Raw genomic sequence first — 23932 nt, 5'->3', positions numbered from 1 at the left:
AATCAGCCGCCCATCGAACGGGAGGTACTGCCCGTTGCGCTACGCTGCATGGTGGACTGTTTCGCCACGGACTCGCCAAAGCCGCCGCGAGTGACGGTGCTGGTGGTCGCTGGTTTAGGTGCCATCGCGGTTTTCGGCACGTTCATTGAACGACCCGGTTGTGCTGCACCGTAGTTTTTGCCGCCTGCATCGGTGTATTTACCGTAGGCCGGGCTGGATGGGTTCTTCGAGGTGAAGACCGGTTGTTGCTGATAACCGCCCATGCCACCGCTCATCATACGACCCATCATGTAACCGGCCATCAGCGGCATCCAGAAGCTGCCGCTGCTTTGGTTTTGCGCCTGAGCCTGGCCTTCGCCAGTTGGCGCCATGCCTGCCTGCGCAGGGGCCTGTTGACACTGGCCTTCACCAAATTCTGCTACGCAGTCTTCACGGCTCGCGTATTTCGGTGCGGTGCGTTCAGCTTCTTTCAGCGCATTGTTGTAAGTTGTGGTGCATTCTGCACTTTTGCTTGGGTTCGCGGCGGAGCAGTCGTCCGCATTCTGATACAGCGTGACGGTTTCGTCGCTTTTCTCACAGCCAGCCAGCATGAATACCGCGGTAACGGCGAGCGCGACCGGCGTTAAGTGGCGCGCACCCCAGCTCTTACGAAAAGCGGCGTGCTGAATATTGTTTGTCCGTTTCATTTTAATCTTCCTGGACCCAGTAGAGTGGTATTGCAATAGCGCTCAGGATAGTGGATGAGTGGTTGAAAATGAAGCTAAGAAGGGGATAAAGCAGGGGATCTTTACGTTGCCTTACGTTGGAAGGGCTGAAAAAAAGGGTTCGCATGATGCGAACCCTTTTTACAGCAATGCAGATGTTAGCGAATACGTGCTTTGCTGGTCGCAGCAGAAGTGTAGCCGTCAGCGGCGGCGTCCTGCTGTGAGTTCTCCGGTGCGATGCTCGCGTTGGAGGTTGAAACCGGTTTGCCCAGCGTATTGTTCAGCGCCAGCAGATCCTGCTCGTTGAGCGTACCGAGAGCGGATTTGATGTTCAACTGGTTGATCAGGTAGTTATAACGTGCGCTGGAGAGCTGTTGTTTGGCGTTGTACAGCGTCGTGGTCGCATCTAATACGTCAACGATTGTACGCGTACCGACCGAGTAACCGGCTTCCATTGCATCCAAGGAACTCTGCGCAGAAACAACGGCCTGTTTGTAGGCGTTGATGCTGCTGATAGAGGCGTTCACGTTGTTAAAGGAAGAACGTACGGTCTGTACAACAGAACGGTGCGCGCTTTCTAGCTGCTCACTAGCGCCCACGAAGTTGTACTGCGCCTGCTTGACCTGGGAGTTCACCATCCCGCCCTGATACAGCGGCAGGGAGAAGCTCAGACCAATTTTGTTCTGGCCAGCGTCGTTGTCGTTGTAGTTGCCCGTGCCGTTAGTTTTAGAACCGCTGTAGGAGGTGTTAGATACCCCGGTAGACGCGGTTAAATCCAGCGTTGGCAAATGGCCATCCTGGGCAAGACGAATTTGCTCACGCGCCAGATCCTGGCTCAGACGAGCCTGCAGCAGCGAGAGGTTGCGGTTTTCGGCCTCTTTCAGCAGCGCATTCACGCCCTGTGGTTTATCCGTTTTAAAGCCGTCAACGTTCAGTGAAGCCAGCTCCGGATAGTAGTTACCGGTGACCTGACGCAGCGATTCAACCGCGTTGTCGAGGTTGTTACGCGCGGTGACTTCGTTCGCCAGTACGGTATCGTACTGTGAACGGGCGTTCTGCACGTCGGTAATTGCCACAAGGCCAACGTTAAAGCGTTGGGTTGTTTGATCCAACTGGCGGTAGATTGCCTGTTTCTGTGCTTCAGTGTAGGAAAGCGAGTCGATAGCGCTCAGCACGTTAAAATATGCCGTAGCGGTATTCAGGATCAGGGTTTGCTGATCGGTCTGATACGTCACGTCCTGGATGCCCGCAGATTTCTCCTGCAGGGTCAGAGCGCGCCACTTGGACATATCAAACAGGCTTTGCGTTAACTGCAGCGAGCCACTGGTGACATTCGAGTTCACGCCGTTGCTGTCGCGGAAGCCATTGGTATAGGTATAATCTGCACCCAAACCTAATTGCGGTAAAAGAGGGCTGCGTGCTTCGTTGATTTTCTCGAACGCAGCATCACGATCTGCGGCAGACTTGCGGAGATCTGGGTTACTGGTACGTGCCTGCTGATACACCTGTAACAGGTTCTCTGCCTGGCTCATTGTACTGAAACCCGTAAGGCTCAGACCAATAAGGATGGGGAGCAATTTCTTCATTTGCATTTGCATTCCTTGTTGTGAAGCTTAGCGCTGATCTAATTCACAGAAAAAATATTCACCGATTGTACCAGAGTCTGCCACGTTAAAAAGTTGTCGTAATGTGCCATCTGGCGTTAATTTGCACCAATCTACCATAGAGTTAGTGGATTCTTTGACCCACCAACTTTAAATCCATAATTTCAACACAATCACTGCATAGGTCGGTCCATGAAAAAAGCAGCCAATCCTGTGGCAACGCTCTCGAAAAATGATGTAGAAATTATTGCACGAGAAACGGTATATCGCGGTTTTTTTTCACTTGATTTGTATCGTTTTCGCCATCGTTTGTTCAATGGCGAGATGAGCGGTGAAGTCAGACGCGAAATTTTTGAGCGCGGTCACGCCGCAGTCTTGCTACCCTTTGACCCAGTGCGTGATGAAGTGGTGCTTATTGAGCAAGTTCGAATTGCCGCGTATGACACCAGTGAAACACCTTATCTGCTGGAGATGGTTGCTGGCATGATAGAAGAAGGGGAAACCGTCGAGGACGTTGCCCGCCGCGAAGCCCAGGAAGAAGCCGGGCTAAACGTCGGGCGTGTGAAAGAGTGCCTCAGCTATCTGGCTAGCCCGGGTGGCACCAGCGAGCGCCTCACCATCATGGTAGGTGAGGTCGATGCGACAACGGCCACAGGTATACATGGCCTGGCGGAAGAACACGAAGACATTCGGGTTCATGTGGTAAGCCGGGAGTTCGCTTATCAATGCGTAGAGGATGGAAAAATTGACAACGCGGCGTCTGTCATCGCTTTGCAATGGCTACAGCTGCATTATCAGGACTTACGAAAAGAGTGGAACAAATGAAGCGATATACACCTGACTTCCCAGAAATGATGCGCCTGTGCGAGACCAACTTCACACAATTGCGTCGCTTACTGCCGCGCGTCGATGAAGCCGGTGAAACGGTGAACTATCAGGTGGCCAATGCGCAATATCGCTTAACGATAGTCGAATCAACTCGTTACACTACGCTGGTCACGATTGAACAAACGCTACCCGCAGTGAGCTATTGGAGCCTGCCGTCGATGACGGTTCGACTGTATCATGATGCGATGGTGGCTGAAGTGTGTTCAAGTCAGCAGATCTTTCGCTTCAAAGCGCGGTATGATTATCCAAATAAAAAGTTGCATCAACGCGACGAAAAGCATCAAATTAATCAGTTTCTGGCCGATTGGCTGCGATTCTGTTTAGCACATGGAGCGATGGCGATTCCGGTTTGTACATAGCACCCTTCAGGTGGCATCAATGACGCTGCCAGCGAAAAGCCGCCTGAGAGGATGATGTGTATGTTTGCATCGTGAAACCTAAGGACACCATTTGGAAAGCCTTTTAAACCTTCCTCTGGCTGGTGGGGCCAGTGTCAGGGTACTGCAAATTACTGATACTCACCTGTTTGCCCAGAAGGATGAAACGCTGTTAGGGGTGAATACCTGGGAAAGCTATCATGCTGTCCTGCAGGCCATCCATGCCTCTGCGCGTGATGTAGACCTGGTGGTTGCAACCGGTGATTTAGCGCAGGATCACTCATCCGCGGCCTATCAGCACTTTGCTGATGGCATCGCGAGTTTTTCTGCACCCTGCGTTTGGTTACCGGGGAATCACGATTTTCAGCCTTCGATGTACAGCACGCTACAAGAGGCGGGGATCTCGCCGGCGAAGCGCGTGATGATCGGTGAACGCTGGCAGATTTTACTGTTGGACAGCCAGGTTTTCGGCGTGCCCCACGGTGAACTGAGTGACTTTCAGCTGGAATGGTTGGAGAAACGGCTGGCCGAAGCGCCAGAACGGCATACGCTGCTGTTGCTGCATCATCATCCGCTGCCTTCGGGCTGTAGCTGGCTCGATCAGCACAGCTTACGTAACGCCGGGGCGCTGGATGGCGTGCTGGCGCGTTACCCTCGAGTGAAAAATCTGCTCTGTGGTCATATCCATCAGGAGATGGACGTGGACTGGAACGGTCGCCGTATTATGGCGACGCCGTCGACCTGCGTGCAGTTTAAACCACACTGTTCGAACTTTACTCTGGATACTGTTTCACCCGGATGGCGCTGGCTGGAGCTGCATGATGATGGCTCACTGACGACCGAAGTCTGTCGTTTGGCCGGGGTGAAGTTCCATCCTGATACCGCATCTGAAGGCTATTGATGTCAACGCTTCTCTATCTGCATGGATTCAACAGCTCTCCGTGGTCAGCGAAAGCCACTGCGCTTAAGCAGTGGCTGGCAGAACACTATCCTGATGTGAATATGCTGATCCCGCAGCTACCCGCTTACCCAGCTCAGGCGGCCGAGCTGCTTGAGGCGTTGGTGTTGAAGAACGGCGGTGAACCGCTGGGGATTGTCGGGTCGTCGCTTGGCGGCTATTACGCCACCTGGCTATCGCAATGTTTCATGCTGCCTGCGGTGGTCGTGAACCCGGCAATGAGGCCGTTTGAGCTGTTGGCGAATTTTCTTGGCCCGAACGAGAATCCCTACACCGGGCAACAATATGTGCTAGAGTCTCGCCATATTTACGATCTCAAAGTGATGCAAATTGATCCCCTTGAGGCGCCGGATCTTATCTGGCTGCTTCAGCAAACCGGCGATGAAGTGCTTGATTATCGCCAGGCCGTGGACTATTTCGCCTCTTGCCGTCAAACGGTAGAGGAGGGCGGTAATCATGCATTTACCGGCTTCGAAGATCACTTCACACAGATTATCGATTTTCTGGGGTTGCATTAAGCAGCGCCAACTACCTACGAATAGATCATGACGCAATCTTCTTATAACGCTGATGCCATTGAGGTACTCACCGGGCTTGAGCCGGTTCGCCGCCGCCCGGGGATGTATACAGATACCACACGCCCTAACCATATGGGTCAGGAAGTTATTGATAACAGTGTGGATGAAGCGCTGGCCGGACACGCAAAACGCGTCGAGGTTATCCTTCATGCCGATCAGTCATTGGAAGTTATCGATGACGGCCGCGGCATGCCCGTCGACATCCATCCGGAAGAAGGGGTACCGGCTATTGAGCTGATCCTCTGTCGTTTGCATGCGGGCGGTAAATTTTCCAACAAAAACTACCAGTTCTCTGGCGGCTTGCATGGCGTGGGGATCTCGGTGGTTAACGCCTTGTCAAAGCGCGTTGAGGTGAACGTCCGTCGCGACGGACAGATTTACAGCATCGCCTTTGAACACGGTGAAAAAGTGGAAGATCTGCACGTTTCCGGCACCTGCGGTAAACGTAATACCGGGACCAGCGTGCACTTCTGGCCGGATGAAAGCTTCTTTGACAGCCCGCGCTTTTCCGCTTCCCGCTTAAGCCACCTGCTGAAAGCCAAAGCGGTACTTTGCCCCGGCGTCGAAATCGTCTTTAAAGACAAAGTTAACGATACAGAACAGACCTGGCGCTACGCCGACGGCCTGACCGATTACCTGAGCGAAGCGGTAAACGGCCTGCCGCTGCTGCCGGAAAAACCTTTTGTGGGTAATTTCTCCGGTGAAACCGAAGCGGTGGATTGGGCGCTGCTGTGGCTGCCGGAAGGCGGTGAACTGCTCACCGAAAGCTACGTTAACCTTATCCCTACCATGCAGGGCGGTACCCACGTCAATGGGCTGCGCCAGGGCCTGCTGGACGCTATGCGCGAATTCTGCGAGTACCGCAATATTCTGCCGCGCGGCGTGAAGCTGTCGGCGGAAGATATCTGGGATCGCTGCGCTTACGTGCTTTCCGTGAAGATGCAGGATCCGCAGTTTGCCGGTCAGACGAAAGAACGTCTTTCTTCACGCCAGTGCGCGGCGTTTGTTTCCGGCGTGGTAAAAGATGCCTTTAGCCTGTGGCTGAACCAGAACGTTCAGTCGGCAGAGCTGCTGGCTGAAATGGCCATTTCCAGCGCCCAGCGACGTCTGCGTGCGGCGAAAAAAGTGGTGCGTAAAAAGCTGACCAGCGGCCCTGCGCTGCCGGGTAAGCTGGCTGATTGCACCGCGCAGGATCTTAACCGTACCGAACTGTTCCTTGTCGAAGGTGATTCTGCGGGCGGTTCTGCGAAACAGGCTCGAGATCGTGAATATCAGGCGATCATGCCGCTGAAGGGGAAAATCCTTAACACCTGGGAAGTCTCTTCGGATGAGGTCCTGGCATCGCAGGAAGTGCACGACATTTCCGTGGCAATTGGTATCGATCCGGACAGCTCCGATCTTAGCCAGCTGCGCTATGGCAAGATCTGTATCCTTGCGGATGCGGACTCCGATGGTCTGCACATCGCGACGTTGCTGTGCGCACTGTTTGTGAAGCACTTCCGTGCGCTGGTGAAAGAAGGCCACGTCTACGTTGCACTGCCGCCGCTGTACCGTATCGATTTGGGCAAAGAGGTTTACTACGCCCTGACCGAAGAAGAGAAAGCGGGCGTGCTGGAACAGCTCAAGCGTAAAAAAGGCAAGCCTAACGTGCAGCGCTTTAAAGGTCTGGGCGAAATGAACCCAATGCAGCTGCGTGAAACCACGCTTGATCCCAATACCCGTCGTCTGGTGCAGCTTTTCATTACCGATGAAGATGAGCAGCAGACCGATGCCACCATGGATATGCTGTTGGCCAAGAAGCGTTCAGAAGATCGTCGTAACTGGCTGCAGGAAAAAGGTGATATGGCGGATATCGAAGCCTAATCCCTTGCAAAGTAAAGGCCATTACCTATAAGGAGACGCTTGCGTCTCCTTTTTTATTGCCGGAACGCGGCGACCACTTCTCATCATCGCCTTTTGCATAGGCAAATTAATCGATTCAATTCTAACTTCTGTGATTTATGAAATGCCATTTTAAAATTTGGTATGACAGGTCACACTTTAGTTGTATGACTTCTACCATATTCATCCGCTGGATATAAAACATACTTCTGAACATGGACGTCAATCTGTGCTGGCAATTGATTCGCATGGTGAAATTTATCTTTAATCAAAAGAGAATCGTCTATGTTAAGAAGAAAACTGGCAGTAAGCGTTTTATCTTTCTCGTTACTGATGGGCTCTGCGGTGGCAATGGCAAAAACGGTGTTCATCGCGTCTGATGTGCATCCGGCCGACTATCCGACCACCGCGGCGGTGATCCACATGGGGGAAAAGCTCAGCGCGCAAACCGATGGCCGGCTTTCCATCCGGATGTTCCCGAGTGGGCAGATGGGGGATGAAAGTACCACGTTGGAAAAAACGCGCGCTGGCGCTATCGATATTCTGCGTGTCTCTATGTCACCGGTGGGTGGCATCCTTCCTCAGGTGAGCGTCTTTAATATGCCGTTCGTTTTCCGCGATATGGACCATCAGCATAAGGTGCTGGATGGCGATGTGGGAACGAAGCTGGCGCAGGAGATTTCCGACAGTAATCTTGGGCTGGTTTTTCTCGGCTGGATGGATGCGGGCTCACGTAGCCTGATAACCAAAAAGCCGGTGACCACGCTGGATGACCTGAAAGGGGTAAAAATCCGCCTGCAAAATAACCCAATCGGTCTCGATACTTTCAAAGCTTTAGGTGCCAACCCGATCGTTTTGCCGGTGGGGGATGTTTTTGCCAGCCTGCAAACCGGGGTGATCGATGCGGCGGAAAACAACGAACCGACCTTTGATACTGAAAACTACGTGGTGGCAGGTACCAAGTATTTCGACCTCACCGAGCACTTTATGATCCCGGAAGTGCTGGCTTTCTCGAAGCGTAAATGGAGCAAACTCTCTCCGGAAGATCAGACGCTTATCATGAAGCTGGCGAAAGAAGCCCAGGCCGAAGAGCGCGTGCTGTGGGCGGACTATGTCGAGAAATCGAAGCAGCGACTGCAAAGCCAGGGGGTGAAATTCCTTCCGGTAGATAAAAAGCCGTTTATCGAGGCTACCGCGCCGGTGCGTGAGAAGTACGGTAAGCAGTTCAGCACGCTGATGCAGGAAATTCAGAACACCAAATAATGCACGTGGCGGCAGGCCGGCGAACGCCGGTCTGCCCGTTTTGATCTGGAGATAACAATGAAAAATATCTATGTCCTGGTCATGGATGGCGTGTATCGGATCTGTATTTGGCTGTCAGGGATCAGCCTCTTATTTATGACGTTTATCTATCTGGTGGGGATCTACGCGCGTTTTCGACCTGATTTTCCCGAATGGCTGGGCTTTTTACCGCATGCCTCAACCAGTTGGCCGGAGCCGCTTTCTCAGATCTGTATGATCACTTTCTCATTTGTGGGGGCTGCTGCGGCCTATCGCGCGGGCAGCCATATCGCCATCACGATGCTGGTCGATCATATTAATCCGGGGATGAAAAAAACGCTGTCGGTGTTTGTCGATCTGGCCATGCTGGCAACATGCCTGTTTATCATTCACTGGGGAATTATTGGTTGTATGGATGCCTGGCAGGATGTGGTGCCGTCGTTACCGTTCCTGACTTCCGGCATTACGCACCTGCCCATCCCGGTGGGATCGTTCTTTACGCTGCTGTTCGTGGTTGAAAAACTGCTGTGCGGCTCGCAATCGCACCGCGAACTGGTGCAGTACGGCTCGCCGAAAGTCGGCCACTAAGGAGCGCACCCATGGACTTAACGCTGATTATATTTGTGGTGACCTTCGTCGTGCTGATGGCGGTGGGAATGCCGGTGGCATATGCCGTTGGGTTGACTGCTGTCGTGGTCACGGCATTTGCTGATTTCTCACTGGATGGTCTGATTATCACCATTTTCCACAGCACCGATAACGTCAATCTCCTGACCATTCCCTTTTTCGTCTTTGCGGGGGCGATTATGGCCGAAGGGGGAATGGCGCGAAGGCTGGTGGATTTTGCCGGGCTGTTCGTCGGCTGGATCCGCGGCGGACTTTCGCTGGTGAATATTCTGGCCTCAACGCTGTTTGGTGCGATTTCAGGATCGTCAGTTGCCGATACGGCCTCGATAGGATCGGTACTGATCCCTGAGATGGAGCGTAAGGGCTATCCGCGCTCATTCGGCGCGGTGCTGACCGCCAGCGCGTCAGTGCAGGCGATTTTAGTTCCACCAAGCCATAACTCGGTGCTGTTTGCCATCGTCGCGAATACGGCGGCGGTGACCATCCCGGCGATGTTCCTGGCCGGCATCATCCCCACGCTGGTGCTCTGCTTTACGCTTATCATCATGTGTATGATTGCCGCACGCAGAAATAACTATCCGAAGGAAGAGAGCGTTGAGCTGAGACGAAAGTTGAAAATTGCCTCTGATGCTATCTGGGGGCTTATCACCATCGTCATTATTTCCGGCGGGATCCTTTCCGGCTTTTTCACGCCGACCGAATCCGGTGCCATCGCCTGTATCTGGGCCATGTTTGTGACGTTCTTTATCTACCGGGAATACAAGTTTAGAGACTTCCCGAAACTGATCCACCGTACGATCAAAACGGTGACCATGGTAATGGTGTTGATTGCCTTTGCCGCCGCCTTTGGTTCGGTGATGACGCTGGTGGGGTTGCCGCAGGAGATCTCCGCTGCGTTACTATCTCTGTCGGATAATAAGTACGTTATCTTGCTGATTATCAACATCATGCTACTGCTCTTAGGCTGCCTGATGGACATGGCACCGCTGATCCTGATCCTGACGCCGATCCTGCTACCGGTGGTGGTCCAATTGGGTATTGATCCGGTGCACTTCGGCATCATCATGATGATGAACCTGGGGATTGGGCTTATCACGCCGCCGGTGGGGTCAGTGCTGTTTGTCGCCAGCGCGGTAAGCGGGCAGAAAATTGAAACCGTCGTGAAGGCGATGATTCCGTTCTACTGCGTGCTGTTCCTGGTGCTGATTATTATCACCTATATCCCGATGATTTCGTTGTGGTTACCGGGGCATTTCCGTTAGTTAGAGCCTGAGTTGTCCGATAAATAAAAAGAGGGACTTGTCCCTCTTTTTATTTATTATGAAAATGATTTTATATTAATTAATATAAATTAATTATTTCAAACGCATTTTTTATTAATTTGAAATCCTTTTTCTTTTTGGTTATCTATCACAGAATCATTTCGTCTTTTTGCATAGTTTTACTGGCGAATATATGGGGTGCTGATTAATACAACCCATTTTTTATAAATATATTTGATAGGACAATTATGAAAAATAGAAATGTAATTTCAGGGATTATTTCGCTTGCTCTTTTAATGGCATCTTCAGTGTCGATGGCCAAAACGGTATTTATCGCTTCCGACGTGCATCCGGCCGATTATCCCACGACGGCGGCGGTGATTCATATGGGAGACAAGCTTAGCGCACAAACCGACGGACGCCTGTCGATAAAGATGTTCCCCAGCGGGCAAATGGGGGATGAAGGGGCTACGCTGGAGAAAGCGAGGGCCGGAGCCATTGATATTCTACGAGTCTCAATGGCGCCGGTTGGCGGCATTCTTCCCGAAGTCAGCGTCTTCAATATGCCATTCGTATTTCGCGATATGGATCATCTCCATCATGTACTGGACGGTGATGTTGGTACGCAGTTGGGACAAAAAATTACGGATAGCAACCTTGGGCTGATATTTCTGGGATGGATGGATGCCGGTTCGATAAGCCTGATTACCAAAAAGCCGGTGAAAACGCTGGCTGATTTGAAGGGGGTGAAAATTCGTCTGCAAAATAACCCGATTGGCCTTGATGCTTTCAAAGCCATGGGGGCTAACCCTGTCGTGCTGGCCGTCGGTGATGTTTTTGCGAGCCTGCAAACCGGTGTGATTGATGCTGCGGAGAATAACGAGCCGACCTTTGATACGGAAAACTATGTGGTTGCCGGCACCCAATATTTCGACAGAACCGAGCACTTTATGATTCCCGAAGTGTTGGTGTTTTCAAAAAAGAAATGGGCAAAGCTGTCGTCTGATGACCAGGCGTTAATTGCCAAACTGGCTAAAGAGGCCCAGGCCGAAGAGCGCGTCCTGTGGGCCCAGTATGTGGAAAAATCCACGAATAAACTGCAGCAGCAGGGCGTCCAGTTTATTGATGTCGATAAACAACCGTTTGTGGATGCCACCGCGCCGGTACGCGAAAAATATAGCCAGCAGTTCAGCTCGTTAATGCAGGCCATTCAGAATACCCGGTAGTTTTCTAAGGCAGGCCAGGGGCGTTGGTCTGCCTTTATTTATTTTTACGGAGAGACAATGAAGAATTTATACATTCTACTCATGGATGGGGTTTACCGCGTCTGCATTTGGCTGTCAGGAATGAGTCTGCTATTTATGACATTTATTTATCTGGTCGGTATTTATGCTCGCTTTCGGCCGGATTTTCCCGGTTGGCTCGATTTTTTACCGTATGCCTCTACCAGTTGGCCGGAACCGCTGTCGCAAATCTGCATGATCACTTTCTCCTTCGTCGGCGCGGCGGCGGCCTATCGCGCAGGCGGACATATTGCCATCACGATGTTGGTTGACCATATTCCCGATAGTGCCAAAAAAGGGCTGCGGCTTTTCGTCGACCTGGCCATGCTGGTGACTTGCCTGTTTATTATCCGATGGGGCATTTTAGGTTGTATCGATGCCTGGCAAGATATTGTGCCATCACTGCCGCTGCTGACGTCGGGCATTACGCATCTGCCAATTCCATTAGGGTCGTTTTTCACACTGCTATTCGTGATTGAAAAGTTACTCTGTGGGCCGCAAACGCGCCGAGAGCTGGTGCAGTACGGTTCACCAACGGTGGGTCATTAAGGAGCGTGCGTGATGGATATGACGTTGCTGGTGTTTGTTGGAACCTTTGTTGTGCTGATGGCGGTAGGGATGCCGGTGGCATATGCCGTTGGCCTGACGGCGGCGGTTGTGACGGTATTTGCCGATTTCTCTCTTGATGGCCTGATTATTACCATTTTTCACAGTACGGATAACGTAAATTTGCTGACCGTACCGTTCTTTGTTTTTGCGGGGGCGATTATGGCGGAAGGGGGAATGGCGCGAAGGCTGGTGGATTTTGCCGGGCTGTTTGTCGGTTGGATCCGCGGTGGCTTAGCGTTGGTCAATATTCTCGCTTCAACGCTGTTTGGCGCGATCTCTGGATCATCGGTTGCTGATACGGCATCGATCGGTTCGGTACTGATCCCTGAAATGGAACGTAAAGGCTATCCGCGGACTTTTGGTGCTGTGCTAACGGCAAGCGCCTCGGTACAGGCAATTCTGGTACCGCCTAGCCATAACTCGGTGCTGTTTGCCATTGTGGCTAACACCGCGGCAGTGACGATCCCCGCGATGTTCCTCGCCGGGATTATTCCGACGTTTGTACTTTGCGGTACCTTGATTGTGCTGTGCCTTTTTTCTGCCCGCAAGAATAACTACCCCAAAGAGCCAAAGGTGGAATGTCGCCGCAAAGTTAAAATTGCGTTAGATGCGATTTGGGGACTGATCACCATCGTCATCATTTCCGGCGGTATTCTCTCGGGCTTCTTTACGCCGACGGAATCGGGCGCAATCGCCTGTATTTGGGCCATGTTTGTCACCTTCTTTGTCTATCGTGAATACAAGTTCAGGGACTTTCCTAAGCTGATTCACCGTACGATTAAAACGGTGACGATGGTGATGGTGCTGATTGCCTTTGCTGCGGCCTTTGGTTCCGTAATGATGCTGGTGGATTTGCCGCAGCAAATATCCGCCGCGCTGCTGACGTTATCGGATAACAAATACATCATTCTGTTGATTATCAATGTCATGCTGCTGCTTTTAGGTTGCCTGATGGATATGGCGCCGCTGATCCTTATTCTGACGCCTATTTTGCTACCGGTGGTTGTTCAGTTGGGAATCAACCCGGTCCATTTTGGCATCATCATGATGACCAATTTGGGGATTGGCCTGATTACGCCACCGGTTGGATCGGTGCTGTTTGTTGCCAGCGCGGTGAGCGGGGTCAAAATTGAACAGGTGGTGAAATCGATGCTGCCATTCTATCTGGCGCTGTTTGCTGTGCTGGTGGCGATTACCTATATCCCGATTATCTCGCTATGGCTACCGTCGGTTTTTCGCTAACGAATTGATGTGGAGATGATTTTTTCGGTACTGCAAGGGGGTCTCGCCGATCCCCTTCTTAAAGGAACTGATAAAGTAGGTCACTTCGGAAAACCCCACCTGTAAGGCAATTTCGTTGACTGGTATCGCGCTGTGTAGCAGAAGTTCACAGGCGCGGCGCAGGCGTAGGGTATTGAGATAATCGTGAATATGCTCTCCGGTTTCGGCATGGAATCGGCGCGACAGATAGCTGCGTGATTTCCCTAACTCTGTCGCCAGCGCATCAAGGCTGAACTTCAGCCGATAATTCTCCTCAATCCAGAACATCACCGGTGTGGCGATACCCTGCTCGGGTTCGGCCATTTTTTCCTGCACCGGCGGTAGCATACTGAACAGCGTCATCAGCATCGTAGCTATCTGCTCGGTGCTCAACCCAGAAGTGTTGGCCGTGCGGGCATAAAGACTGAATAGATTATCGATATGAGAATGAACGTCGGCCAAATCAGCAACAAATGCCGGGCGTCCGCGTGCGGATAGCGCTTGCAGACGGTGGTGATTATTGGGGAAATGCTGAAGAAGTTTAGCAATTGCGTGCTGATCGACATGAATAATGGTGCGCCGATAGCAGTGCTGAGCCTTCTCATCGACCATAATTTTATGCAGCGTAAACGGCGGGAAGAAAAAGAGCCGGCCGGGGCGCATGGTGTACTGACGATTATCCACGATCACCACGCCAAACCCCTCTTCAACGTAGAGAATTTCCAGACATTGATGCCAGTGATGGTAGCGCACGGTATTAGCAAAAAGGCGACTGAATGACGCGACGGTGTCATTCAGTGTGATCAGCTCCAGATGCTCAGCATTCAAGGATGAAGTCATGTGCAATATTTTTAAACTTTTCCGACATTAATCTCACTACTAAACCACTGTTTTAAATTTTATCAAGCGGCGGTTCAGACATTACTATCAGTTGTGACCGGGTTAACATTTCTTCAACGCCTGGATTCTCTATGCTTGAGCCACTTTCGAGGATGGTTACATAGAGGGGCAGGACAGTGATGGAAATATCAAAAATATTGTCATCCAGAGAAGAGGTTACGCAGGCGCTGATGACGATGCTAAGCGCTCTCGATAAGCAATTTCCCGCAGGCGTCGCGCAGTTCTCACTGGGAAAAACCTGTGCGCATTACAGTACCGGGATTGCCGAAATGGAGGGCTTATCGAGAGCGCTTTGGGGGCTGTTTCCTCTCATGGCCGGTGGTGCTGATGTGCCGTTTAGCGAGAAATACATCAACGCGATTAAGCTGGGTACCGATCCACAAAGCCCCTCTTACTGGGGGGAGAGCGGGCCGTACGATCAGCGTCTGGTCGAAATGGCGGCTTATGGGCTGGGGCTGGCGCTGCTGCAGGATACACTCACCGATCGCTTTAGCGAAACCGAGCTGAAGAACCTGCACCGCTGGCTCAATCAAATTACCGATGCCCAGATGCCAGATAGCAACTGGAATTACTTTGCCATCATCGTTCAGCTCGGTTTTAAACGCGCCGGTATGCCGTATGACCAAGCGGCGATTGACCGCCGCTTTAACATGATGGAAGCCTACTACCTGGGGGGCGGCTGGTACTCCGACGGTCCTGGCCGACCAAAGGATTACTACATCTCCATGGCATTCCATTTCTATGGGCTGATCTACGCCACCCTGAATGCCCAGGATGATCCCGTTCGTGCGGCGACGCTGCGCGAACGCGCCGGCCTGTTCGCGAAAGATTTTATCTATCTCAGCGCCGCAGATGGCGCTTCGGTGCCGTTCGGTCGCAGCCTGACCTACCGTTTCGCTATGGTCGCGTTCTGGAGCGGCGTGGCTTTTGCCGGGCTGGACGTTTTCTCTCCGGGCGTGGTGAAAGGTCTTATTCTGCGTCACTTACGCTGGTGGCTGGAACAGCCGATTTTCGACCGTGATGGCATCTTAACGCTTGGTTTTGCCTACCCTAATCTGGCGATGTGCGAAGACTATAACTCGCCGGGATCGCCATACTGGGCGCTGAAGGTGTTTCTGATTATGGCATTGCCGGCGGACAGCGACTTCTGGCAGGCGCAAGAACTGCCGTTGCCAGAACTGGCACCGGTTCACGCAATTGTCCCCGCCCAGCAAATTCTGCAGCACCATGAAAATTCACAGCATGTGGTGATGCTGACTTCCGGTCAGTTGGAGCTGAACAACTACGTTAACACCGAGGCGAAATACACCAAATTTGCCTATTCCACCCGCTTTGGTTTCACCATTGAGCGGGGGCGCTACGGCATCAAGCATGCGGCCTGCGACTCAATGCTGCTGCTATCGGATAACGACAACTACTGGCGCGGTCGCCGGGAGTGCGACAGCGTGGAAATGCAGGATGGTGCCATCTACTCCCGCTGGCTGCCGTGGCACGATGTACAGATTGATACCTGGCTCATTCCGTGCGGCGACTGGCACGTACGCGTTCACCATGTGACCTCGGCACGGCGTCTGCAAACGGTAGAAGGTGGCTTTGCGGTGATAAAGGCTGATGCTGAAACCGGCGGGTAGTGGAGCCGAGTGCGCGCCGTCAACGGTATGAGCGTGATTGCGGATATTGCTCCGCAAGCGCCGTTCCGTCGGGGCGACAGCGTCGTCACCCCGCCGAACAGCAGCGTGATGTTCGCTGAGTGCGCGGTTATTCCGACCCTAACCGGTGAGATTGACGCGGGTGAACACTGGCTGTGCTGTGCTGTCAACGCCAGCGGCGATAGCGACGCGCGACAGCCGATATTACCAACGTTACGTATACAAAATAATACGCTGGAAGTTACGGATAACGCCTGCGGGAAAACCCTTTCTCTGCATATTTAAAAATAGTTTTAATAAAAAACCTCTGGCGCGCTCTGAAATAAATATTCAGAGCGTGCACCCTACAACGTTTTGTCGAGGGCTGTATGGAAAAAATATCATCTCAAAACAGGCTGGAATATTACAAAATAAGTTCTTTTATCTTTTTATACTTTTTTACCTGGTCAGCCAGTATTGGCCTGTTTGCCATTTGGTTGGGGCAGAAGGCAGAATTAAGCGGTGCAGTGATCGGTACCGTATTTGCTGTGAACGGTATATTTTCGGTGATCCTTAAACCGATTTATGGCTACATTCTCGATAAAATAGGCATGAGTAAATATCTGCTTTATTTTGTAGTGGTCATGTCGGCCTTAATGGCGCCGTTCTTTATTTATGTTTACCAGCCGCTGCTGCTCACCCATACCATGGTGGGGATCGTCGTCGGGGCCATTTATCTTAGCTTTGCATGGTATGCGGGCGTCGCTGCCTGTGAATCCTACGCCGATCGCTACAGTCGCCTTAACAGCATGGAGTTTGGTCAGATCCGTATGTGGGGTTCGCTCGGTTGGGCGGTCGCATCATCATTCTCCGGTCTGTTATTCAATATCTCACCAGCCTATAACTTCATTATGGGCAGCGTGACATCGCTAGTGATGCTGGCCGTGTTGATGAGTCTGAAGGTCGATACTCAGACCAGTAATGCTGACGCGGTGATCTCAAAAGATAAGATTGTCCTGAAGGACGTTTTTGACCTGCTGAAAAGCGGTAAATTCTGGGCTTTCTGTCTGTACGTTGCGGGCGTTGCGTGGATGATGTTTGTCGCTGAACAGCAGTTCTCACGCTACTTCGTGACCTTCTTCAGCGATGTTCACGAAGGCAATACCGTATTCGGCCTACTTGGAACGGTACAGTCTGGCACTGAATTCGTCATGTATATCTTTATGCCAATGTTTGTGAACTATATTGGCGCCAAACGCGGGCTACTGATAGTGGGAGCATTAGTAGGGGCACGTCTGATTATTTCAGGGATGTGCGATTCCCACCTGCTTATTTCTGTCATCAAACCGCTGTACGGTTTAGAAATTTGTTTGCTGCTGGTTTCGGTCTTTAAATATATCGCTGAACACTTCGATAAACGCGTCAATGCCACCATGTATTTACTGGGTTATCAGGCCATGTTGTATATCGGTAACGTGGTGGTCTCTTCACCTGCAGGTTTATTATACGACCGTATCGGGTTTGAGAAGACATATATGATTATGGGCGGCATTGCGCTGTTATTCACGCTGGTCTCTGCTTTTACCTTATCCGCTTGTAAACGCCAGAATCACCGCCGGCCGGCGCTGGATATGGCTGAAAACGGTATTTCTAAATAAGCACTACTGAATAAAGGAACCGAAAATGTTAAACCATATCGCTCTGGAAAAACTGCGTGAATATCCGGGGGCTCCCGTGAATCTTCAGGCGTTTAATGATGAACTGTGCTCGGCGCGCAGCCACGTCCTTAAGCTGATTAGCCGTCATTTAACGGATTTCGGTGATAAATTCCCGGCTGAAGCCTGTGTGAAGGGTTACTACCCATTAACGGAAAACGTGGAATGGACCACCAGTTTCTGGACCGGCCAGCTTTGGCTGGCGTGGGAAATGACCGGGGATGAGAAATACCGTGCGCTGGCCGAAAAACACGTCCGTTCATTTGGCCTGCGTATTGCCGGACGGCAGGACACCAATACTCACGATTTGGGCTTCCTGTATACGCTCTCCTGCGTTGCAGCGTGGCGTCTGACCGGTAATCGCGATGCGCGAGGATTTTCGCTTCAGGCGGCGGAAGCGCTGTTAGAACGCTTCCATCGTAAAGCGAAAATTATCCAGGCATGGGGCGTGCTGACTGATCCGGAGCAGGCGGGGCGCATGATTATCGACTGCACCATGAATCTGCCGCTGCTCTATTGGGCGAGCGAGCAGACCGGCGATCCACGATTTGCTGACGCTGCGCGGGCGCACGTTCGCCAGTCGGCAAAATACCTGGTACGCGACGATGCATCGACCTATCACACCTACTATATGGATGTGCAGACCGGTGCGCCGCGCTTTGGTAAAACTCAGCAGGGCTATGCGGACGACTCGTGCTGGTCGCGCGGGCAGGCGTGGGGCATTTATGGCTTTATGCTGAGCTTCCTCTACACCGGTGATAAGGAGTTGATTGAGCTGTCGAAAAAGCTGGCTAACTACTTCCTTAACCGCCTACCGGAAGATGCGATTTGCCATTGGGATCTGGCGCTGGTGGGAACCGACGCGCTGCGCGATTCGTCGTCGGCTGCAATTGCGGTCTGCGGTTTGCTGGAACTGGTGAAATACCTGCCGACGACCGATCCAGACCGCGAACGCTATCAGCAGTGGGCGATGGGCATGATGTCATCGCTGTCGAAACACTATCTGATGGGCGTGGACGAGCCGGGCACCGGCGTGCTCAAGCATTCGGTTTACCATTTCGCCAGCGATAAAGGGGTCGACGAGTGCTGTAGCTGGGGGGATTACTTCTATGTGGAGGCGTTGGTGCGCATGACGCAAAGCTGGAAGCCGTATTGGTAAGAGAAATATCCCTCTCCCTTAATGGGGAGAGGGAACTCTGCATAACATTAGTTGTGCGGAATACGCAGCGTTTGGCCTGGGTAAATTTTGTCCGGGCTCGATAGCATCGGGCGGTTAGCTTCGAAGATTTTGTTATACAGATTGGCGTTGCCGTAAACCGTTTTGGATATGGCGCTGAGGGTATCGCCTGATTTGACCGTGTAGTAGGTCGCTTCATCGTGACTATCGGTTGTCGTGATGTTGTTTTCAACTTCGCTGACGCCCGCGATATTGCCCACGGCAACCTGGATTTTCTCTTTCTGCTCCTGCGTTAATCCATCGCCGGTAACGCTAGCCTTGCCATCGGTAATGTTGACCTGCACTTTGTCAGCGCCGGGAATATTCAGCTTTTTAAGGTGTTCGGTGACTTTATCGCCTTGCCCACCATGGTCAGTCAGACTGTCCCACAGTTTTTCGCCGGCTTCTTTCACAAAGTTAAAAATGCCCATTCCATTCCTCCTGTTAAACATGAAGACAGAATAAGCATAGCAGGTGAGGGGTAATACGGTGATGTGCCCCTCTGCACCATGGCGAGGGGCCAGGAGGGCTTAAACGCCCGCTTCCAGGATACGAATGGTGGTATCCAGAACGTCGCCTTTCACCGCTTCGCTCCACGCTTTCATGTGCGGGGTCTGCAGGTGGGCTTCAAGATGCGCAACGCTTTCCCACACTTCTACCATTACGATAGAGTCCGGTGCGGAGGTCTGGAAGCTTACGCCAGCGGCATGATCAACCAGCGGTGCATAGCCGTGGCAGCCGTCTTCTTTGAGAACGGTTGGGATAATTTTCGTAAACTGTTCCAGTACCGCCTGGCGGTGGTGTTGGCCTGGACGAGTACGGATTTCAGCAATAACGGTCAACATGATTAACTCCTTCTAATTCCAGTCTCACAGTTAAGCAAAAATCTTCCCAAGATGCTCGCGGTATTCTGCAACATAACGTGGAACGTCCGGCATTTTGATGACGTCATTGGTGATAAAGGTCGGCAGCGCTTCCATTCCCAGGAACTGGTTCGCTTTGTGGAACGGCAGATAAACACCGTCAACGCCAACGCCGTGGAAGAACTGTTCTTTATCGGTAAACGCTTCCATTGGGGCATTCCAGGTCAGGGACAGCATATAGGTTTTGCCCTGAATCAGGCCGCCGGAGCCGTATTTTTTGCTGGCATCAGAACGGGTACGGCCATCGCTGGCGTACAGGGAACCGTGGCCTTCGGTGAAGACGTCATCGATGTATTTTTTCACGGTCCACGGCGCGCCCATCCACCAGCCCGGCATCTGCCAGATAACGGTATCGGCCCACAGGAAATTCTGTACTTCTGCTTTCACGTCATAGTCGCTGTCGGCGCGAACGACTTTAACATCATGCCCGAGGTCGCGCAGATAGGTTTCCGCGACTTCAGTCAGGGTGTCGTTAAGCTGGCCATTGGAGTGGCCGAATTTTTTAGCGCCGTTGACGATCAGGATATTGCTCATTATTTGTCCTCAAGAAAATGCGTTTGTCAGCAATGATACTCGGCTCAACAAAGCAGTTAAATGTACAAAATGTGCAAAGTCTTTTGCTTTAAACGCAATAATGGCGCTACCAGCGAATCTCAACCCGGAAACCACCGTCCGGCGCATTGCTAAAGTTGACCGACATCTGATGCAGTGCCGCAATGCGCTGCACAATTGATAATCCCAATCCACTGCCCGTTTCATCTTGCCCCGGGGGGCGATAGAAGCGTTCACCGATACGGTCCAGCGCCTCGGGGCTGATGCCAGGCCCATTGTCACGCACGCTGAAGCTGTCGCGCGCGAGCGCGACGTCTACCACGCTGCCGGTCGGGCTGTAGCGCACGGCGTTATCCAGCAGATTGCGAACCAGCAGACTCAGCAGTAGCGGCTGCGCGGTACGGTTGACCTGCTGGGCAGGTAAATGCAGGCGAATTTCAATATTGGCCTTTTGCGCCGAGTGGTAGATATCCATCACCGAAGATTGCAGCAGATCGCCGAGATTGACGGTCTGCACATCGGCGAGCTGTTCCAGCGAGTCGAGGCGGGAGAGGGTGAGCAACTGCTCTACCAATCGGGTGGCGCGGTCGATTCCCGTGTGCAGCTGATTCAGCGCTTTGCTTTGGCTTTCGGGATCGTCCTGCGACATTTGCGCCACCTCCGCCTGTACCCGCAGCGCGGTCAACGGGCTACGCAGTTCATGGGCGGCATCGGAGGTGAAGCGGCGCTCGCGGGTCATCATGTCGTGGGTGCGGCGGAAAAGCTGATTCAGGGCATCGAGCAGCGGCCGGACCTCACTTGGCACGCCGTGGGTATCGATCGGGTCAGCAGAATCCGGATCGCGCTGGCGTAAGGTTCGGGTCAGTTTTTTCAGCGGAGCCAGCTCGCGGCTCAACAGTAAAATCAGCAGTAAAAACATCACCGGCAGGGCGATAAGCCAGGGCGTGAGCTGGCCTGTAATGATGTCGAGCGCCATTTCCCGGCGGTAGTCCCACTCCTGGCCGACTACGATGCGGTATTTTTTATCGGCGGTGGTGAGCCACAGAAAACGCCAGCGATCGTCATCGTTGCTCAGCCGGCCGTCATCAAATCCTTCACGACGATAATGATATGGAATGTATGGCCCATTCTCGCCATCGTGCAGAACCATTTTTCCGTCCACGGTATAGATGGCAAAGGCCAGCGCATCGTCGTCCAGATGCCCGTGCTTGATCTTTTTCGGCGCGCGAACCCACTGCCGGGAGGTGGGCAGATCGGCGAAATCCATAGCGCTGATGCGTTTAGCAAACAGCATCTGCTGAGTGTCAAACAGCTTATCGAGCTTGTGGGTGGTCTGCTGCCAGGCGATGACGCTGGCAAAACACCATGCCACGGCGGCAAGCAGCATAAACAGGAGCGTCAGGCGGAAACGCAGGCTCAGGCGGCGAAGCAGGTTCATTGGTCACCCAGGGTGTAGCCGATACCGTGGACGGTACGGATAAAATGGCTGCCGAGTTTTCGGCGCAGATGGTGAACGTGGACTTCAATCGCGTTACTGGTGACCTCTTCGTCCCAGCTGTACAGCTTCTCTTCAATCAGCTTACGCGGCAGCACACGCCCGGCGTTGCGGAGCAGTAGCTCTAATAAGGCAAATTCCTTCGGCTTGAGCGTCAGCGGCTCACCGTCGAGGGTCGCGACCAGTTTTCCCGGATCGAGTTCGACGCCGCCGTGGCGCAGGACGCTGCTGGTTTGTCCGTGCGCCCGGCGGATCAGTGCCTCCAGCCGGGCCGCCACTTCAATCAGCGCGAATGGTTTACACAGGTAGTCGTCGGCGCTGAGGCGCAGCCCTTCCACGCGCTGGCTTAGGGCATCGCGGGCGGTCAAAATCAGCACCGGTTCGCGATGGGATTTCTCGCGCCACTCGCGCAAGATATCCAGCCCATCAATTCCGGGCAGCGTCAGGTCAAGGATCACGGCATCATACGGCGCGCTGTAGAGCGCAATTTTTCCCTCTTCGCCGCGGGTAAACCAGTCGACGCTAAAGCCCATTTTCCCCAGCCCGGTTTTGATACCGTCTCCAATGAGTTTGTCATCTTCCACTAATAAAATTCGCACTTGCCTCTCCTTGCCAACGGCCCGATAAGCCAAGTAAACCGCGCCGATACGGCTGCTGTACAGCAATAATAAATCTTTTTTTTCCTTAAGAAGTTGTTAAGAATTGGCAGGTGTAATAGGTGTCAGAAACCACAAAAGGGAGAGCTTATTATGAAAAAAATTGCTGCTGTAGCCATTATTCTGGCGCTGGCTTCCGCGCCGGCTTTTGCTGCGAATCAGGGCGGTTTTTCCGGCCCGACGAGCACCACGACTTCACAAACCGGCGGCTTCGTCGGTCCAAACGGTACCGTCACCACGGCGGCAAACGCCAAAACGATGCGTGACGATACCTGGGTCACTCTGCGCGGTAACATTATCGAACGCGTTTCCGACGATCTGTATATTTTTAAGGATTCTAGCGGCACCGTGAACGTCGACATCGACCATAAGCGCTGGAACGGCCAGACCATCACGCCGCAGGACGTGGTTGAAATTCAGGGTGAAGTGGATAAAGACTGGAACTCAGTCGAAATTGATGTGAAGCAGATCCGTAAAGTCAGTAATTAACGCCTGTCGCAGCGCCTCACTTTCGACTGCATTGCGCAAGATCGGTCAGGATTATACCTGGCCGAAAAGGCAAAGTAGGTCATCAGGAGGATGCAATGAACGATGCAATCACAACGGCGTATCGCGAGCGCTTCTCGATGGTGTGCGACTATATCGCCCGCCATCTGGATGAGCCGCTAACGCTGGAGAAACTCAGCGCCCTGGCGTGCTGTTCACCTTATCATTTTCATCGCCAGTTTTTGGCTTTCAGCGGCCAGCCACTGTATCGCTATATTCAGTGGCTACGCCTGCGTCGGGCTTCCTGGCGGCTGGCATTCAATCCGCAGGATAAGGTGATTGATATAGCGCTTGATGCCGGGTTTCAAAGTCCTGAATCGTTCAGCCGCGCCTTCAGAAGCGCATTGGGTAAAAGTCCCCGTCAGTTCCGCCAACGGCCGGATTGGCTGGACTGGCACCAGCGCGTCCCGAAAATGGCCTCACAGGAGCTGCAAACGATGGAAGTAAAAATAGTCGATTTCCCGCACACTCAGGTGGCGATGCTGCAACACCGCGGCAGCCCGGCGCTGGTCAACGACAGCGCCGCGACGTTTATCGCCTGGCGTAAAAGGACCGGTTTATCGCCGGTATCTGAGAGTCAAACCTTTGGTATCGCCTGGGATGACCCGGCGACCACCTCTGCCGAAGCCTTTCGTTTTGATATCTGCGGTAGCGTAACGACGGCTATCCCGGAAAATGATTTTGGCGTGATTAACGGTGAAATTGCCGGTGGCCGCTATGCCGTTGGGCGGCACAGTGGTTCGCTCGACAATCTCTCCCAGACCGTTTGGGCGATGTTCCGCGACTGGCTGCCGGGTAGCGGCGAGACGCTGCGCGATGCGCCCGTGTTTTTCCACTACCTTAATTTCATCAACGACGTACCGGAGCATCAGCTACAAACGGATATTTATTTGCCGCTACGTTAACCATCCTGCAACCTATCTCACGGCCTGTGACTCAGAACGTGAGATAGGGTATTATCTGCGGCAATATTGCCGTCCGTACGGTCA

At 52.7% G+C, this 23932-nt stretch carries 23 protein-coding genes and 1 pseudogene; 16 read left to right on the top strand and 8 right to left on the bottom strand.

Annotation, left to right across the window (positions count from 1 at the left end):
- Positions 1–2 precede the first annotated feature (2 nt).
- Positions 3–686, bottom strand: coding sequence for a DUF1190 family protein (locus tag KCR01S_RS17480; protein WP_061284375.1), 684 nt, complete (start codon positions 684–686; stop codon positions 3–5).
- Positions 687–862: 176 nt separating this feature from the next.
- Positions 863–2290 carry an outer membrane channel protein TolC gene (tolC, locus tag KCR01S_RS17475; protein WP_061284391.1) on the bottom strand — a complete coding sequence of 476 codons (1428 nt, stop codon included), beginning with the start codon at positions 2288–2290 and terminating at the stop codon, positions 863–865.
- Between the two features lie 210 nt (positions 2291–2500).
- Between tolC and nudF the strand changes: the two genes are divergently transcribed.
- The 11 genes from nudF to KCR01S_RS17420 all read left to right on the top strand — a co-directional run bounded on the left by nudF (position 2501) and on the right by KCR01S_RS17420 (position 13294).
- Positions 2501–3133: an ADP-ribose diphosphatase gene (nudF, locus tag KCR01S_RS17470; RefSeq protein ID WP_061284374.1), complete on the top strand. Its 633-nt coding sequence runs from the start codon at positions 2501–2503 to the stop codon at positions 3131–3133.
- Positions 3130–3555 (top strand): DUF1249 family protein, encoded by a 426-nt coding sequence (locus KCR01S_RS17465; RefSeq protein WP_061284373.1) that lies wholly within the window; start codon positions 3130–3132, stop codon positions 3553–3555. Before nudF ends, KCR01S_RS17465 begins: the two co-directional genes overlap by 4 nt.
- 91 nt (positions 3556–3646) lie before the next feature.
- Positions 3647–4474: a 3',5'-cyclic-AMP phosphodiesterase gene (gene cpdA, locus KCR01S_RS17460; protein WP_061284372.1), complete on the top strand. Its 828-nt coding sequence runs from the start codon at positions 3647–3649 to the stop codon at positions 4472–4474.
- Positions 4474–5049, top strand: a complete 576-nt coding sequence (gene yqiA / locus KCR01S_RS17455; protein ID WP_061284371.1) for an esterase YqiA — start codon at positions 4474–4476, stop codon at positions 5047–5049. Before cpdA ends, yqiA begins: the two co-directional genes overlap by 1 nt.
- A gap of 27 nt (positions 5050–5076) precedes the next feature.
- Positions 5077–6972 carry a DNA topoisomerase IV subunit B gene (gene parE, locus KCR01S_RS17450; protein WP_061284370.1) on the top strand — a complete coding sequence of 632 codons (1896 nt, stop codon included), beginning with the start codon at positions 5077–5079 and terminating at the stop codon, positions 6970–6972.
- A gap of 303 nt (positions 6973–7275) precedes the next feature.
- Positions 7276–8253 (top strand): TRAP transporter substrate-binding protein, encoded by a 978-nt coding sequence (locus KCR01S_RS17445; protein ID WP_061284369.1) that lies wholly within the window; start codon positions 7276–7278, stop codon positions 8251–8253.
- Positions 8254–8310: 57 nt separating this feature from the next.
- Positions 8311–8859: a TRAP transporter small permease gene (locus tag KCR01S_RS17440; protein WP_061284368.1), complete on the top strand. Its 549-nt coding sequence runs from the start codon at positions 8311–8313 to the stop codon at positions 8857–8859.
- An 11-nt stretch (positions 8860–8870) separates the two neighbouring features.
- Positions 8871–10160, top strand: a complete 1290-nt coding sequence (locus KCR01S_RS17435) for a TRAP transporter large permease (RefSeq protein ID WP_061284367.1) — start codon at positions 8871–8873, stop codon at positions 10158–10160.
- 248 nt (positions 10161–10408) lie between these two features.
- A complete protein-coding gene (locus KCR01S_RS17430; RefSeq protein ID WP_061284366.1) occupies positions 10409–11386 on the top strand; it encodes a TRAP transporter substrate-binding protein in 978 nt (325 codons plus the stop codon).
- Between the two features lie 57 nt (positions 11387–11443).
- Entirely contained in the window at positions 11444–11992 is a 549-nt protein-coding gene (locus KCR01S_RS17425; protein WP_072277177.1) for a TRAP transporter small permease, read from the top strand.
- Between the two features lie 12 nt (positions 11993–12004).
- Complete coding sequence (locus KCR01S_RS17420) at positions 12005–13294, top strand: TRAP transporter large permease (RefSeq protein WP_061284364.1); 1290 nt, start codon at positions 12005–12007, stop codon at positions 13292–13294.
- Here KCR01S_RS17420 and KCR01S_RS17415 read toward each other — a convergent pair.
- The gene (locus KCR01S_RS17415) at positions 13274–14152 is read right to left on the bottom strand and encodes a helix-turn-helix transcriptional regulator (RefSeq protein WP_061284363.1); all 879 of its coding nucleotides are present in this window, start codon (positions 14150–14152) and stop codon (positions 13274–13276) included. The genes KCR01S_RS17420 and KCR01S_RS17415 overlap by 21 nt on opposite strands.
- 179 nt (positions 14153–14331) lie before the next feature.
- On the opposite strand from KCR01S_RS17415, the pseudogene KCR01S_RS17410 reads away from it, so the two are divergent.
- The 3 genes and pseudogenes from KCR01S_RS17410 (at position 14332) to KCR01S_RS17400 (ending at position 18714) form a co-directional block, all read left to right on the top strand.
- Positions 14332–16146: pseudogene (locus KCR01S_RS17410) on the top strand (DUF2264 domain-containing protein).
- A gap of 83 nt (positions 16147–16229) precedes the next feature.
- Positions 16230–17498 (top strand): oligosaccharide MFS transporter, encoded by a 1269-nt coding sequence (locus KCR01S_RS17405; protein WP_061284360.1) that lies wholly within the window; start codon positions 16230–16232, stop codon positions 17496–17498.
- Positions 17499–17523: 25 nt separating this feature from the next.
- On the top strand, positions 17524–18714 hold the full coding sequence (locus KCR01S_RS17400) for a glycoside hydrolase family 88 protein (protein WP_061284358.1): 1191 nt from the start codon (positions 17524–17526) through the stop codon (positions 18712–18714).
- A gap of 47 nt (positions 18715–18761) precedes the next feature.
- On the opposite strand, the gene lysM is transcribed toward KCR01S_RS17400, so the two are convergent.
- The 5 genes from lysM to qseB all read right to left on the bottom strand — a co-directional run bounded on the left by lysM (position 18762) and on the right by qseB (position 22340).
- Positions 18762–19202 carry a peptidoglycan-binding protein LysM gene (gene lysM, locus KCR01S_RS17395; RefSeq protein WP_061284356.1) on the bottom strand — a complete coding sequence of 147 codons (441 nt, stop codon included), beginning with the start codon at positions 19200–19202 and terminating at the stop codon, positions 18762–18764.
- 99 nt (positions 19203–19301) lie between these two features.
- Entirely contained in the window at positions 19302–19616 is a 315-nt protein-coding gene (locus KCR01S_RS17390) for a putative quinol monooxygenase (RefSeq protein WP_061284354.1), read from the bottom strand.
- Between the two features lie 30 nt (positions 19617–19646).
- Positions 19647–20228, bottom strand: a complete 582-nt coding sequence (locus KCR01S_RS17385) for an NAD(P)H-dependent oxidoreductase (protein WP_061284352.1) — start codon at positions 20226–20228, stop codon at positions 19647–19649.
- Between the two features lie 106 nt (positions 20229–20334).
- Complete coding sequence (qseC, locus tag KCR01S_RS17380; RefSeq protein ID WP_061284350.1) at positions 20335–21684, bottom strand: quorum sensing histidine kinase QseC; 1350 nt, start codon at positions 21682–21684, stop codon at positions 20335–20337.
- Positions 21681–22340 carry a quorum sensing response regulator transcription factor QseB gene (qseB, locus tag KCR01S_RS17375; protein WP_061284348.1) on the bottom strand — a complete coding sequence of 220 codons (660 nt, stop codon included), beginning with the start codon at positions 22338–22340 and terminating at the stop codon, positions 21681–21683. Before qseB ends, qseC begins: the two co-directional genes overlap by 4 nt.
- A 150-nt stretch (positions 22341–22490) precedes the next feature.
- Between qseB and KCR01S_RS17370 the strand changes: the two genes are divergently transcribed.
- Positions 22491–22886 (top strand): YgiW/YdeI family stress tolerance OB fold protein, encoded by a 396-nt coding sequence (locus tag KCR01S_RS17370; RefSeq protein ID WP_061284346.1) that lies wholly within the window; start codon positions 22491–22493, stop codon positions 22884–22886.
- A gap of 95 nt (positions 22887–22981) precedes the next feature.
- A complete protein-coding gene (locus KCR01S_RS17365) occupies positions 22982–23848 on the top strand; it encodes an AraC family transcriptional regulator (RefSeq protein ID WP_061284344.1) in 867 nt (288 codons plus the stop codon).
- The last annotated feature ends 84 nt before the right edge of the window (positions 23849–23932 follow it).

This window comes from Kluyvera cryocrescens NBRC 102467, from assembly GCF_001571285.1.
Taxonomy (GTDB): Bacteria; Pseudomonadota; Gammaproteobacteria; order Enterobacterales; family Enterobacteriaceae; genus Kluyvera; species Kluyvera cryocrescens.
The sequence above is the reverse complement of the archived record's forward strand: the minus strand, read 5'-3'. Positions and strand labels throughout refer to the sequence as shown.

Excerpts from the sequence above, each read along its gene's own strand:
- KCR01S_RS17435 (WP_061284367.1), top strand. The coding sequence starts at position 8,871 with ATGGACTTAACGCTGATTATATTTGTGGTGACCTTCGTCGTGCTGATG.
- lysM (WP_061284356.1), bottom strand. The coding sequence starts at position 19,202 with ATGGGCATTTTTAACTTTGTGAAAGAAGCCGGCGAAAAACTGTGGGAC.
- KCR01S_RS17480 (WP_061284375.1), bottom strand. The coding sequence starts at position 686 with ATGAAACGGACAAACAATATTCAGCACGCCGCTTTTCGTAAGAGCTGG.
- KCR01S_RS17430 (WP_061284366.1), top strand. The coding sequence starts at position 10,409 with ATGAAAAATAGAAATGTAATTTCAGGGATTATTTCGCTTGCTCTTTTA.
- parE (WP_061284370.1), top strand. The coding sequence starts at position 5,077 with ATGACGCAATCTTCTTATAACGCTGATGCCATTGAGGTACTCACCGGG.
- qseC (WP_061284350.1), bottom strand. The coding sequence starts at position 21,684 with ATGAACCTGCTTCGCCGCCTGAGCCTGCGTTTCCGCCTGACGCTCCTG.
- yqiA (WP_061284371.1), top strand. The coding sequence starts at position 4,474 with ATGTCAACGCTTCTCTATCTGCATGGATTCAACAGCTCTCCGTGGTCA.
- KCR01S_RS17400 (WP_061284358.1), top strand. The coding sequence starts at position 17,524 with ATGTTAAACCATATCGCTCTGGAAAAACTGCGTGAATATCCGGGGGCT.
- KCR01S_RS17420 (WP_061284364.1), top strand. The coding sequence starts at position 12,005 with ATGGATATGACGTTGCTGGTGTTTGTTGGAACCTTTGTTGTGCTGATG.
- nudF (WP_061284374.1), top strand. The coding sequence starts at position 2,501 with ATGAAAAAAGCAGCCAATCCTGTGGCAACGCTCTCGAAAAATGATGTA.
- KCR01S_RS17440 (WP_061284368.1), top strand. The coding sequence starts at position 8,311 with ATGAAAAATATCTATGTCCTGGTCATGGATGGCGTGTATCGGATCTGT.
- KCR01S_RS17425 (WP_072277177.1), top strand. The coding sequence starts at position 11,444 with ATGAAGAATTTATACATTCTACTCATGGATGGGGTTTACCGCGTCTGC.
- KCR01S_RS17390 (WP_061284354.1), bottom strand. The coding sequence starts at position 19,616 with ATGTTGACCGTTATTGCTGAAATCCGTACTCGTCCAGGCCAACACCAC.
- KCR01S_RS17385 (WP_061284352.1), bottom strand. The coding sequence starts at position 20,228 with ATGAGCAATATCCTGATCGTCAACGGCGCTAAAAAATTCGGCCACTCC.
- KCR01S_RS17405 (WP_061284360.1), top strand. The coding sequence starts at position 16,230 with ATGGAAAAAATATCATCTCAAAACAGGCTGGAATATTACAAAATAAGT.
- KCR01S_RS17365 (WP_061284344.1), top strand. The coding sequence starts at position 22,982 with ATGAACGATGCAATCACAACGGCGTATCGCGAGCGCTTCTCGATGGTG.
- KCR01S_RS17445 (WP_061284369.1), top strand. The coding sequence starts at position 7,276 with ATGTTAAGAAGAAAACTGGCAGTAAGCGTTTTATCTTTCTCGTTACTG.
- KCR01S_RS17465 (WP_061284373.1), top strand. The coding sequence starts at position 3,130 with ATGAAGCGATATACACCTGACTTCCCAGAAATGATGCGCCTGTGCGAG.
- KCR01S_RS17415 (WP_061284363.1), bottom strand. The coding sequence starts at position 14,152 with ATGACTTCATCCTTGAATGCTGAGCATCTGGAGCTGATCACACTGAAT.
- tolC (WP_061284391.1), bottom strand. The coding sequence starts at position 2,290 with ATGAAGAAATTGCTCCCCATCCTTATTGGTCTGAGCCTTACGGGTTTC.
- KCR01S_RS17370 (WP_061284346.1), top strand. The coding sequence starts at position 22,491 with ATGAAAAAAATTGCTGCTGTAGCCATTATTCTGGCGCTGGCTTCCGCG.